At 69.1% G+C, this 12778-nt stretch carries 8 protein-coding genes and 2 pseudogenes; 5 read left to right on the top strand and 5 right to left on the bottom strand.

Features of this window, described 5'->3' with window-relative positions:
* Window positions 1–722: 722 nt before the first annotated feature.
* Window positions 723–3488: a M4 family metallopeptidase gene (locus ACH4J0_RS38080; protein WP_396245776.1), complete on the bottom strand. Its 2766-nt coding sequence runs from the start codon at window positions 3486–3488 to the stop codon at window positions 723–725.
* 174 nt (window positions 3489–3662) lie between these two features.
* On the opposite strand from ACH4J0_RS38080, the gene ACH4J0_RS38085 reads away from it, so the two are divergent.
* Window positions 3663–3845 carry a hypothetical protein gene (locus ACH4J0_RS38085; RefSeq protein ID WP_396245777.1) on the top strand — a complete coding sequence of 61 codons (183 nt, stop codon included), beginning with the start codon at window positions 3663–3665 and terminating at the stop codon, window positions 3843–3845.
* A gap of 53 nt (window positions 3846–3898) precedes the next feature.
* On the opposite strand, the pseudogene ACH4J0_RS38090 reads toward ACH4J0_RS38085, so the two are convergent.
* Window positions 3899–4024: pseudogene (locus tag ACH4J0_RS38090) on the bottom strand (NUDIX hydrolase); the annotation flags it as partial.
* Between the two features lie 370 nt (window positions 4025–4394).
* On the opposite strand from ACH4J0_RS38090, the gene ACH4J0_RS38095 reads away from it, so the two are divergent.
* The gene (locus ACH4J0_RS38095; protein ID WP_396245778.1) at window positions 4395–4820 is read left to right on the top strand and encodes a hypothetical protein; all 426 of its coding nucleotides are present in this window, start codon (window positions 4395–4397) and stop codon (window positions 4818–4820) included.
* A gap of 230 nt (window positions 4821–5050) precedes the next feature.
* Here ACH4J0_RS38095 and ACH4J0_RS38100 read toward each other — a convergent pair whose 3' ends face one another.
* Together ACH4J0_RS38100 and ACH4J0_RS38105 are read right to left on the bottom strand one after the other, a co-directional pair.
* On the bottom strand, window positions 5051–6235 hold the full coding sequence (locus ACH4J0_RS38100) for a serine/threonine-protein kinase (protein WP_396245779.1): 1185 nt from the start codon (window positions 6233–6235) through the stop codon (window positions 5051–5053).
* Between the two features lie 173 nt (window positions 6236–6408).
* On the bottom strand, window positions 6409–8706 hold the full coding sequence (locus tag ACH4J0_RS38105) for a protein kinase (protein WP_396245780.1): 2298 nt from the start codon (window positions 8704–8706) through the stop codon (window positions 6409–6411).
* A 454-nt stretch (window positions 8707–9160) separates the two neighbouring features.
* Between ACH4J0_RS38105 and ACH4J0_RS38110 the strand changes: the two genes are divergently transcribed.
* The 3 genes from ACH4J0_RS38110 (at window position 9161) to ACH4J0_RS38120 (ending at window position 11707) form a co-directional block, all read left to right on the top strand.
* Window positions 9161–10039: an IS5 family transposase gene (locus ACH4J0_RS38110; protein WP_396245781.1), complete on the top strand. Its 879-nt coding sequence runs from the start codon at window positions 9161–9163 to the stop codon at window positions 10037–10039.
* 204 nt (window positions 10040–10243) lie between these two features.
* Window positions 10244–11257, top strand: coding sequence for a helix-turn-helix domain-containing protein (locus ACH4J0_RS38115; RefSeq protein ID WP_396245782.1), 1014 nt, complete (start codon window positions 10244–10246; stop codon window positions 11255–11257).
* Window positions 11258–11320: 63 nt separating this feature from the next.
* A complete protein-coding gene (locus ACH4J0_RS38120) occupies window positions 11321–11707 on the top strand; it encodes a peptidoglycan-binding protein (protein WP_396245783.1) in 387 nt (128 codons plus the stop codon).
* Window positions 11708–12170: 463 nt separating this feature from the next.
* Here the strand turns inward: ACH4J0_RS38120 and ACH4J0_RS38125 are convergent.
* Window positions 12171–12701, bottom strand: a pseudogene (locus ACH4J0_RS38125) (Imm21 family immunity protein).
* Between the last annotated feature and the right edge of the window lie 77 nt (window positions 12702–12778).

Below are 12778 nucleotides of genomic sequence, written 5' to 3' on the forward strand. Positions count from 1 at the left end.
GACCGGGGAGGAGGTCTTCTCCCCTGCGTACTGCGACCTGGTGGACCGCCTCTTCTCCGGGATGGTCGTGGTCCCAGGCCCCGACCCCGCCCCGCACCTTCCTTCCCCTGTCCCTCCCGCAGTAGACAACCATCCGATCCCAAGGAGTCCGGAAGACACCCGCCCTTCTGGGCTCCTCAGCGTGGCCACCTCATCGGATTGACATCCGGCGAGGTGGCCACAAGTGCATGCCGGCCAGAGCAGATTCGGGCACCGATGCGTCGACTTCGAGGAGTGGTATCCCGCTGACGGGCGCCATTGCTCTATCGAACTTTGTGGGCGTGAGTTCGAGTCTGCCGACTCGGTCGGGTGATCATCTGGTCGGCAGGGCATGAAAGTGGGGCCTCCCGCACAGCTCGTGGGTGTCGAATCCAGTCGAGCAACAGGAGGCCCCTGGTGCCGCAGTCTTCCGTGTCCGTAGCGTTTCCGTCCAACTCCGCACCCCTGTCGTGTGATTGCCTCGCTCGCCGGTTCGGGAACGCCGGGGACCGCCCGCACAGGCGTCCGAGATACCCCTCGGACATGACCGTCGCGGAATGGGCCGTCGTGCGCGACGCGATGCCCGTGCCCGCCTGGCTGGAAGGCCGTGGCGGGCAGCCGAAGGGCTACTGCCACCGGTAACTGGTCGACGCCGTGCGCTACCTGGTCGCGGGCGGCATCGCCTGGAGAGCGGTGCCCGCGGGTTACCGGGGCGCGGACTCGCTGGCGCACTGAGCGCCGGCGGGGCGCTCGCGGGTGACGAGGTCGGTGCGTCCGGCGGTGGCGTCCAGCCACACGACGCGGGTGCCGCGATCGGCGACGGGCGAGTCCTGGGAGCCTCGGTCGCAGGAGACGCGCTCGGGGGCGCCGCCGGTGAGCGGGAACTGCCACAGCTTGGCGGTCTGGGCGTTGGTCCAGTCGTCGTGGACCCGCCCGGTGCGCGAGACGTAGGTGACCGCGCGCTCGGAGACGGTGAGCTGGTACGGCTCGGGGGCGGTGGAGTCGGCCGGCAGTAGGTCGGTGATGCCCGAGCCGTCCAGGGCGCCGGAGCGGATCGTGGCGCGCCCGGTGGGCGGGGTCTGGACCCACAGCATGCGGCCGCCGGCCAGGTGGACGGCGTCGGCCAGGTTCTTCGGGTCGGCGGGCGCGTACTGGGCGGTGACCTTGCCCTCGGCGAGCGAGTACGCGGTCGGCGCGTTGACGTAGTCCTGGTCGGACATCCAGCTCTCGGTCCAGGCGAGGACGCCGCCGTTCAGGTCGAGGCCGCCCACGCCGTGACCGGCGGGCAGCGGGATCACCGTCTCCGGGGAGCCGTCGCCGTGGACGACGTGGATGTGGGTGGTGTCGGTGGTGAAGTCCCGGAGCGTGTAGACGATGTCGCCGCCGGCCGTGCGGATGTTCTGCGGCTCCTGCCGGGCGTCGTGGTAGATGCTGCGCACCGGGCCGGCGCCGGTCAGCGGCGCGCTCAGCAGCTCGTAGCCGAAGACGCCCTGGGCGTCCTTGCCGACGGCCTTCCACACCGCGTTCGTGCCGTCGGTGGCCGCCCAGCTGTGGTAGCGGCCGTCGTCGGGGCTCAGTCGCACCGGGGTGGCGCTGCCGGTGACGGTGCCGGTGTACAGGGCGGTGCTCTTGCGGGTGGCGTCGGTGTTGGCGAGCATCACCCAGTGACCGTCGGCGACCACCGGGGCGGCCATGTTGTTGGTGATGCCACTGAGCAGGACGTGGCTGTCCAGGCCGAGCTTGCGCTGCCAGCCGGCCTTGATGCCGTGGGCGTCGAACGCGGCGGCGACGGTGCGCAGCTGGGCGTGGGTCAGGCCACTGGCGCGGCCAGCGGCCAGGACGGCGTTGCGGCCGGCGACGAAGTCGTCGAGCGGGGTCATGTACTCGGTGAGCGCGCGGTAGATCACGCGGTCGGCGACCAGCGGGTCCAGGGTGCGCCGGATGTCCCACAGGGCTCCGCCGAAGATGGTGGAGTTGAGGTGCACGCCGCCGCTGTCGGTGCTCAGGGAGGCGCCGACGTAGTCGTCGACGGTGGTGTGGTGGTCGTCCAGGTGGCGGGTGGCGCAGGCCTGCGGGGTGCCGGTGCGGCACAGGCCCTCGCCCAGCAGCGCGGCCCTGGGGTCGTCCATCGCGATGCCGCGGGTGGTGACCTCGATGGCGTTGCCGAAGTAGTCGGCGAGCGCCTCGTCCATGGCACCGGACTGGCCGAGGTAGGCGAAGTTGGCACTGTTGGTGATGACACCGTGGGTCATCTCGTGGGCGGAGACGTCGAGGGCGGCGGCGAACGGGAAGTACTTGTCGTCGCCGCCGCCGTAGATCATCTTGCTGCCGTCCCAGTAGGCGTTGGGGAAGGCGCGCCCGCCGGCGGTGACTCCGGTGACGGAGACGATCGGGCTGTTCTTGCCGTCCAGGCCCAGACGGCCCAGGCGGTCGCGGTAGAAGTCGTAGACGACACCGGCGTTGACGTGCGCGTCGGTGGCGCCGTCGGTGCCGGTGGCGGCAGGGAAGTCGGGGGTCGGGGAGCTCGCGGGGTGGGCGTCGGCGGGGATGCGGTCGAAGTCGCCGACGTCGCGGCCGGCCGCGTCGTAGGTGGTGATCGCGGCGGGACGGGTGAGGTCGGTGAGCTGGTAACTGCCGTCCGCCTGGCGGGCGATGTTGACGCTCACGCTCTTGCCGTGGACGTCGGGAGCGGTGCCGGTGGCGGGAGTGACGGTGGCCGGGGCCGGGTCGGGGGCGGCCGCGGAGGGCGCGACGGCCTCGGGGCGGGCGGCGGCCGATGAGGGGGTGCGGGCATCGTGGGCGAGGACGACGACGCCGGCGGTGGCATCCACGTAGACGTCACGGGTCAGGGGGGTGCCGTCGGCGCCGGCGCCGCGCACGGTGTAGTGGCGGGTCAGCTTCCCGGCGCCGTCGGGCAGGATAACCAGGCCGGCGTCATCGGCGGTGGCCTTGGCGCGGGCGGCGTCCGGCAGCGCGCCGAGCGCGGCGGTGCGCAGCAGCTCGTCCGCGACGGTGGGCTCGGTGGGGGCGGCGAGGCCGGTGAAGAACTTGCCGCCGACCGCTTCGACGTGCTGGGCCGCGCCGTCGCCGGCGAGGTGGACGAGGTACTGGGCGCCGAGCACGGGGACGCCGCCCTCGTTCTGCTGGAACCTGACGGTGCGCCGTCCGTCGGGGCCGCTCTCGGTGCCGGCTTCGGCGAGCTGGGCGGGGTCGACCCGGTAGCGGTCGCGGTGGGTGGCCAGGTGGGCGCGGGCGGCAGCGGCCGGGTCGCCGGGAGCGGGATCGCTCAGGCCGGTGACCAGCTGCGGGGCGGCGGTGTCCTGCCCGGCGACCACGCCGGGGACGGGGTCGCCGGCGGCCTGCGCGGGCGCGGTGTCGGCGGCGGCGGTCGGGGCGGCCAGGGCGGCCAGGCTCAGGGCGGCGGCTATGCCGGCGCCGAGGGCCTTGGGCGTGCGGGCGTGACGGTGCACTGCGCTCCTCTCACGGAACGGGAACACGGGAATCGGCGGTGGCGCCCTGCCCGTCGCCGGTCGGCTGACGGTGTGCCAGGGCCACGTCACGAACATAAGCTATCTCTCGGCATATGTCGAACAACTATCTATCGAGAACTCCGGGAGCCCCGGCCCTCAGGCGGCTCCCTGCCCGTGGAGGAGGAACGGGAGGGCACGGCCGGCGAGGGCCTCGGCGACGCGGGCGGCCTGGGCGGGGGCCATGGCCCGACCCAGCTCACGGACGGGGACGAAGCGGGCGCCGGCGGGGCGGCCGTCGGCGATGCCACCGTCGAAGACGAGGTTGAGGCGCTCCAGGTAGCGTCGGCGGGGGTGTAGTCGACGGCGAGGACATGGGTGAGGCGGCGGGAGAGGCCGGTCTGGGCGAGCAGGTGGTGGGCGGCGGCCTCGTGCGGGAGTTCACCGGGACGGGCGGCGCCGCCGGGGAGGATCAGGCCGTCCAGGTAGTCGGGGTCGACGAGCAGGACGTCGCCGCGGGGGTTGCGGACGAGGACCAGGCAGCCGAGGCGGCAGACGGGGGCCTTGGCGAGGAGGAGGGGGTCACTCGTTTGGAGTGGAGACCAGCCCGGCCACCAGCTCGCGTTTGGCCGGGACCGGCAGCATCAGCGGTGAGGTGCGACGGGTCAGCCCGTCACGGTCGCGGCGTGCCGGGTGAGCGCGTCCAGGAGGGCGGTCTGCTGCTCGGTCAGCTTCCCGTCGATGCGGGCCTTGTCCTGCTTGCGCAGCCACGCGCCGGGCCTAAACGCCGGGTCGCACGATCGGCCTCGGCGACTTCGAGTACCGGCTGAAGGGCTCGGCCGCTCCGCTGGCTGGCACGCTGACCTCTTCCAGTCGTCGTGGGCACCGTCGTTCGGAGAGCTTGGCAAGGTGCCCGCCGAGCACCGCTATGCCGTGGCCGCCTACGTCGACGCCAGGGACCGGCTGACCGCCGTGCCGCCGAAGGTCGAGGAACTCCGGCAGCACGGCGAGCCGGGGGACACTGCGGCGGTGCACGCCCTGGTCGGCCACCACCTGGCGCTGCTGGAGGACCAACTCCGGGCGCTGGACGCCCTGCAGGTGTCGTTGTCGGAGGCGCGGCGCCAGCCCTGGGCCAGCCAGCTGCTGAGCGACGAGTGCCAGGACATCAAGGAACGTCAGGACTGCGTGTCCGCGTCCCTGGTGGAGTACCACCTCGGCGCAGCGGCAGGAACTCAAGCGAACCTCTGGTTGTGGGTCCAAGGCTTCGACCTGCCAGGCGGGTTCATCCCCCTGATCGCCGACAGCGCCCCGGCCCCGGAGGCCGCCGCGGTGTGACCGGGCAGACCGTCGGGCCGGTGCAACGGCGCTGCGCGGGCTTGCTGCTCTGGCCATCGCCGTCCTCGGCACCCGGCCGGACCGGCAGGGGTTGTAGGTCCCCCGCTCCACCGCGCCCTTATAGGTCGCTGCTCCCCGGACGCCCCAACGGACTTTTCAAAGGTCTGGCGTGGACCTGCAGAACCTGACGATTGCTCACCAACAGGGTGTCATCCAACAGCAAGAGAGGCTCACGCCGGGAGATAGCGATCGAGGGTTAGGACCAACTGCTTGATCCAATCGTTGAGGTGGGAAGCCCGGCGTGCATTCAGCCAGCAGCGGACGGTGGTGCCGTCGTGGCGATAGACGGTCACCGTGAGTCGCTTGGGCTCCGCCGTGTAGTCAACGGTGCCGATCTCTGCCCAGATGAGCGCAACGCTCTCCCCTTCGGAGTCGATCGCGACACCGACGCTGTCGATGGCGACACTGCTCCTGCGATCTGCGGCGATGAAGACGAGCTCGTCGTCCTCCTCGTCGTCCTCGGTTCGAGACTCCACACGGAGGGTCGGCGCGTACCTCGCCGCAACCGCCACGACAGGCTTCTGCTCTGCCGACACGATCACGGTGGGGGTGTATGGCGCCGACGCCGGCACGAACAGGTCCAGGAGCCGGTCCGGTGCGGGTCGGTGGGCCGGGTCCTTGGCCAGGCAGGCGGCGACGACCGGGCGAATCCCTTCCGGTACCGCGGACAGATCCGGCGCTTCGTGCACCGAGCGGTACATCAGCCCGATGGGCGTGCCTGCCCCGAACGCGCTGCCGCCCGCCGCGGCGACCAGCACCGCGCCCAGCGCGAACACATCCGCGGCGCCGTTCACTTCGAGGCCCTGGGCCTGCTCAGGGGCGAGGAACCCCGGGGTGCCGAAGGCTGCTCCGGTCATGGTCAGACGGGTTGACTCAACAGCCCGTGCGATGCCGAAGTCCAGGACCCGCGGACCGTCCTCAGCCATGATGATGTTGGCGGGCTTGAGGTCGCGGTGGACCAGACCGCAGGCATGGATGGCCTGCAGGGCCTCAGCCAGGGCCGCGCCCAGCACACGCAACCGCTCCTCGTTCATCGGTCCCTCGGCTGCGAGCAGTCCCAACAGCGTGGGCCCCGGCACGTACGCCGTGGCGAGCCAAGGCGCGTCCGCCTCCGGATCGGCGTCCACCACCGGGGCCGTATGGAATCCACCGACCCTACGAGCCGCGGCGACCTCGGCTCGGAACCGCTCACGAAACTGCCGATCGGCGGCAAGTTCCGCGTGCGCCACCTTGACGGCCACTGCACGGCCTCCACGCGAACGTGCCAGGTAGACAGTTCCCATCCCACCGGCGCCCAGTTCGCGTTCGACGGTATAGCTGCCGATGCGCCTGACCCCGTCCGCTCCGAACTCCATACGTCGCACGCCTCCCCGAGCCTTGGAGCGGACAGTATGACCGACACTCTGAGCTCAGTAGCTGTTGTCAAATTCCGATCTTGAGGACGGTCGATCGAACAGCTGGGTGACCACAGTCGGTCCGGCCGCAAGCAGAGCCGGGCCCATTCTCGAGTTGGAGTCACCGTTGTGATTCATTGACCGCCCCCTGCAATTTTCCACAGGTAGGTGCTGCGGTGGGAGTCGTGGACGGCGACGGTGGTGCCGTCCGGTGCGAACGCCACCGAGGACACGCCATTGCCGCCGGTGGGGTTGGTGAGGGTGGTGGTGAGCTTTCCGGTAGCGGTGTCCCACAGGTAGGTGTCGCTGCTGCCGCTGCCGCCGCCGACGGCGAGGGTGGTGCCGCTGGGCGCGAACGCCACCGAGGACACGTCACCGGTGGGGTTGGTGAGGGTGGTGGTGAGTTTTCCGGTAGCGGTGTCCCACAGGTACGTCTTGCCGTCGTTGTCGCCGACGGCGAGGGTGGTGCCGCTGGGCGCGAACGCCACCGAGGACACGGAGGAGTACTTGGTGCTAGTGGGGTTGGTGAGGGTGGTGGTGACCTTTTCGGTAGCGGTGTCCCACAGGTAGGTGTCGCTGCTGCTGCTGCCGCTGCCGCCGACGGCGAGGGTGGTGCCGTTCGGCGCGAACGCCACCGAGGACACGCCACCGGTACCGTTGGGGTTGACGAGGGTCGCCGTGAGCTTCCTGGTGGTGGTGTCCCACAGGTAGGTGGTGCTCTTGAAGTCACCGACTGCGAGGGTAGTGCCGTTGGCCGCGAACGCCACCGAGACCACGCCGTAGCTGTTAGGGGCGGTGAGGGTGGCGGTGAGCTTTCCGGTGGTGGTGTCCCACAGATAGGTACTGCCGCTGTCGCCACCGACGGCGAGGGTGGTGCCGTTCGGCGCGAACGCCACCGAGGTCACGCCGTCGCTGTTGGGGTTGGTGAGGGTGGCGGTGCGTGCTCCGGTGGTGGTGTCCCACAGGTAGGTACTGCCGTGCTGGTCGTAGTTGTTGCCGACGCCGACGGCGAGGGTGGTGCCGTTCGGTGCAAACGCCATCGACAACTCGTTCATGGGGTCGTTGGGGTCGGAGAGGGTGCTGAAAGGGGTGGCAGAGGGCGCACCTGCGGTGGCATTGGCACGTGGCGTCGTAGGAGAAGTACCCGCACTGCCACTCGGCGCGCCTGGGGTACCGCGTGACAGCAAAGGGACGATGACTGCGGCCGCGCTGACCGCGCAGGCCAGCGTGACCACCACCAGGAGACGGCGCGGGCGCCAGATGCGTCGTTCCTGCTCGCCCGGGCCAGGCATTTTGGACCGGGCACGTCGGCCGGCGTTCAGCTCCTGCGGGCTGCTGGACGGTCTGTCCACTCGTCTCGTCACCGCAGGCGGTCCCGGGGCTGGATTGCCGAGCTGGCGGTCCGTCCCTCCCTCGTCCGGGACGGACCGCTGGGGCCGAGCGGATGTCACGGTGTCCGGGTGTCCAGTTACGGTGGTGGCGAGGTGAGTGTGTTGTCCACCGATCGCTTCCCCGAGCTCTGTGTCCCGCGTGCCGACCGATGGCTGGGGTGGCCTCGGGACCTCGGTCGCTGTGCTTTGCTCCGGCGCCGTGGGCGCGGGAGTGACCGCGAGGCGATCGATCTCCGCCAGGTGATGAGCGGCTATTTCGGCAGTTGCCCGTGCCGCGGGGTCCTTGGCCAGCAGCGCCTGCAAGAGTGGAGTGAGCGGGCCGGCGTTACGTGGCACGGGCACGGGCCGGGTGAGTATCGCCAGGCAGAGCTCGGTGATCGTCTCGCCCTCGAACGGCCGGCAGCCCTCGACCGCTGTGTACAGCGTGACGCCAAGAGACCACAGGTCGGACGCCGCCGCGACCTCCTTGCCCTCGATCTGCTCGGGTGACATGAAGGCAGGGGTACCGATCAGCGAGCCATGCGGCGTCAGCGTGGTGGCTCCGACGAGCGGCCGGGCTATACCGAAGTCGGTGATCACCGTCCGCGTCCCGACCAGCAGGATGTTGTCGGGTTTCAGATCCCTGTGCACCACCCCGGCGGCGTGCGCGTGACGCAACGCATCAAGCAGCGCCGAGCCCAGTCGTACGGTCTCCTCCACCGTCAGGGTTGTCGACTCGCGCAGCCGCGCGGCAAGGGAACGGCCTGGCACATATTCCATGACGATTGCTGGGCTGCCTTCCCAGTCGATGACGTCATGTACGCGCACGATCCCCGGGTGATCGAGCCGAGCGGCCATCCTCGCCTCGCGGTTGACCCGCTGAACCTGCTGGGCGCGCACCTCGGCGGAGGTGCCGGACTGGGGGGTGAGCTGCTTGATCGCCACGGTCCGGTCGAGCATCTCGTCCTGCGCCTGCCAGACGGTACCCATCCCGCCCCGCCCCACCTGGCGCACAAGCCGATACCGACCGCCAATCAGGTCATCATCAAAAGCCTGCTTCACAGCGCCACCATACTGAAGGGGCCGGGTGATTGCGGACGGCAAGCGTAGGCCCGCGCGGCCGGGACAAGTTCCTTGATCCGAGCTGTACCCAAGGGAGTTGGATGCAAATCTCCTGAAAGCCGCGCCCGCCCACCTCCTCGATCCCATAGACCACCCCCATCCACCACCGTGGAGCCTGGCGGCCCAAAGCACGCCCCGATCGACGCTCTGGCAGCCTGGAGCTTCCTTTGAGTGGGCACTTTGATAGCGATCATCCGCTATACGGCCTTCATCCATGTCATGATTTGCCCCGATCTACGGAGAAGACGAGGTATGCCCTCACAGGGGCAGCGAAAGCCAGAGTCCGTCTCATCCGCTTCTGGGCTCTGGGATCCGTCTGGTTTGAAGAAGTCATAGAAACGCCCAACAGGCAGCGGAACGAGATCCTCCGCGCCATCCGCGCTGACGCTGTGTCATGACCGAGCACAAGCCGTACCCGAGTGATCTGTCCGACGCCCGATGGGCCCTGATCGAGCCGATTCTGACGGCATGGAGAAAAGCTCGGCTCGACCGGCGGCCGACCGGTCAGCCGGCGAAGGTCGACTTGCGCGACGTCTTCAATGCGATCATCTACGTCAACCGCACGGGAATCCCCTGGAAGTATCTCCCGCACGACTTCCCCAACCACGGCACCGCCTATGCCTACTACGCCGCCTGGCGTGACGAGGGAATATTCGCCCAACTCAACTACGACCTCACCGGACTGGCCCGAGTAAAGGAAGGCCGCAAACCCGAGCCGACCGCCTCGGTGATCGACACCCAGAGGGTGAAGACCTCCACCAACGTGCCCCTGACCAGCCAAGGAACCGACGCCGCGAAGAAAATCGTCGGCCGGAAGAGGGGCATCCTCACCGACACCATCGGACTCATCCTCGCCGTCGCCGTCACCGCCGCGAGCCTGTCCGAGAATGCCCTGGGAATACGCCTCCTCAACCAGGCCAAGAAGACCTACCCGAGCATCTCCAAGAGCTGGGTCGACACCGGCTTCAAGAACGCCATGATCGAGCACGGCGCAAGCGTCGGAATCGACGTCGAGGTCGTCCACCGGAAGTCCGACGTCCCTGGATTCCACGTGGTGAAAAGGCGATGGGTGGTCGAACGAAGCTTGGGGTGGATCATGCAACGCCGCCGTCTCGCCCGCGACTACGAGACCCTCCCGGCCAGCTCCGAAGCCGTGATCCACATCGCCTCGATCGACAACCTCACCAAGCGCATAACGGACGAGACCACACCAACCTGGCGAGGAACTTACGAGAACATAAAGGGCAAACTACTCTCACCAAATGCCCTCTGAGAGGAACTGCACCCAAAGGAGAAGCCCACCGCAGGTGCAACGACCCGAACCGACCAACCAACAACGCCACCACCACATGACCTGCGGCGCTCTTTTCTGCCTCCGGTCACCTTGCTGTGTCCGAAGACCGGCTGTTCTGGCAGGTCCGCGCGAGAGAGAGTGCAAGGGACCGCACAGAAGGCCGGAAAGAGGGGAACGACGTCGGTGCTGGAGAAGGTGTTCGACAGTCAGCGCCTGCCGGTGCTGGACCGGGTGGAGGCCTGGCGGGACATCACGGCAAGCGCGCTGATCCCCAATGAGTTCGTCGTCGACCGCGCAGCTGAGTTCCGGGCCTCGCTGAGAGCCGCGGAGTTGGGCGGGGCACAGGTGACCGACCTGACCTACGCGTCCATGACGTCACGACGGACACCACGGCTGATCCGCCAGTCCGATCCCGAAATGTATTGTGTGGGGCTCATCCTCCGCGGACAGCAGGTCATCGTCCAGGACCGGTGCGAAGCGCCGCTCGGAGCAGGCGATCTCGTCGTGTACTCCACCTCCCACCCCTACGCAGCGGCCGTGGAGGCCGGGCGAGATACGGCGGCCTCCGTAGTGGTACAGGTCTCCCGGGCCATGGTCCCGGTGTCGTCGAACCGCGTGGACCGGATATTGGCGGCCCGGATGTCAGGACGCGAAGGTGTCGGCGGTCTGCTCGCCGGCTTCCTCACCCACGTGGCCACGGACACCGTGCCCTATCGGTCCGCCGACAGTCAGCGGCTCGGCGGCGTCCTCGTCGACCTGATCACCGCATGGCTGGCCCACCACATCGATGGCGCAGACCAGACACCCACCGAGACCCACCAGCACGTGCAGTTCCTGGAGATCCAGGACTTCATCCGACGGCATCTGGGCGATGCCGAGCTCTCTCCTGCCACCGTCGCCGCCGCTCACCACATCTCACTGCGCACCCTGCACCGCCTTTTCCACAACCACGCCCACGGCGTCACGGTCGGCTCCTACATCCGCCGACAGCGCCTCGCACACGCGCGACGCGACCTGGGCGACCCGCGCCTGTCCACGCGGCCCGTCCTCGCGATAGCCGCCCGATGGGGCTTTCTCCGGCCCGCCGACTTCACCCGCGCTTTCCGTACGCAGTACGGCATTACGCCCAGCGACTACCGCAGTCAAGCACACTTCAAGACTGGCACGCAGAACTCAGCCCCTGGCACTCCAGGCTAAGGCGCCGCGCACAGCTTTCGCTGAGGATGGATCAGGCATGAAAGCGAAGAAAGGAATCTCTCCATGCGACTGACAGTCATCGCCAAGGCAGCGGGCATTACTGCTGCAACCGCGCTCCTCACGGTCGGCACCCTCGCTCAGGCCCAGGCGTCCCCGTCAGCCGGCTACATCGGCGACGGCTACGCCAATAACAGCCACGGCGTGTGGTGCGTGCAGCACCTCGTCAACGACGTCGCATCGGCCAAGGGCAAGGGACGCCCGCTTGCCGAGGACGGGCTGTGGGGTCCGAACACCAAGAGCTGGGTCACGTGGTACCAGGGCGCCTCCGGTCACGGCCTCAGCAAAGACGGCATCGTGGGCAAGGGCACGGGTGGCTGGCTGCTGCTTGACGGCGACTCGTACTACGGCGGCTACAACTACTGCTACAACTACGTCCCGTCGTACTTCTGAGCCCATCTGGCCCGGCAGCACCGCTAATCCGAAACTGCCGCACTCCGGGCACTCGGCCCGGGTCAGTACCGCTCAACTCCGCAGCCACCCTCACCCCGCACCGAAAACGGCTGGCGGGTGCGCGAGGGCGGCCCGGTGAAGCCGTGGAAGCAGCGGGCGGTCCTTCCCGGGACTGCTGGTGGTCCTGGTCGGCACCGGCGCGACCCAGGTGCGCTCGGCGGTGGCTGACCTGCGGCTGGCCGGCTGGGGCGGTGGAGACCCTGAAGCCTGCCTCTCGACGTCGACGCCTTCGTCCAGGCCGCCACCCCTGACAAGGCGCTCAGGACCCTCTGAACCGCGCGCAACAGGCACAATACAAGGCGCCGGCCTCCTTGGGGCCGGCGCCTTCGGCCCGCACCGCGCGCGGCCGTGGTGGCCGCCCTTCCCCGCGTCCTGATCCCTCCCAACCGTGGGTTCACCTCGGTCAGTTCGATGGCTGGGGCAGAAGCTGGATCACTCCCACCGACGTGTCCTTGATCGGTGAAGCGTGGACAGCGCGGACCATCCAGCTGCCGGGCCGGAGCGAGACGGGGGCCTGATCCGGCACGCCTCCGCCGTTCGGGAACTCGATGCCCAGTTCGGCCCCGGCTGTCACGGAGTCCATGAGCACGGCCGGGCCGTCCGTCTCCCAGACGCCGCAGTCCTCCTACGCGGTGGTGGGGTCGGCGAGCACCGCCTGGGCTGCGGCGATCAGATCGGCCTCGCTGTTGGCGCCCAGCCAGCGGACGAAGGCCTGGTGTTCCGGCATATAGAAGCTGCTGGCGGGCTCGTCCGCCAGCACGAGTCCCCGGGCGCCCTCGTTGCCGACAGCAATCACCCCGGCCAGACCTTCCACCTCGCAGGCGCGGTCGTAGTCGTCCAGATCGTCCCCGTCGCCGATGACCATCCCCGACTCGGTGCAACCACGCCAATGGGCCAGCGCGGAAACCGGCACTGCGATCAGCGGGCCGCCCATCGATTCGACCCAGACGGGGGAAGGCTCGCGGGAGCCAGCGGTGGTGGAGGAGAACGTCTTCACGACGCCAGTGTCCT

The sequence above is a fragment of the Kitasatospora sp. NPDC017646 genome (genome assembly GCF_044329365.1).
Lineage (GTDB): Bacteria > Actinomycetota > Actinomycetes > Streptomycetales > Streptomycetaceae > Kitasatospora.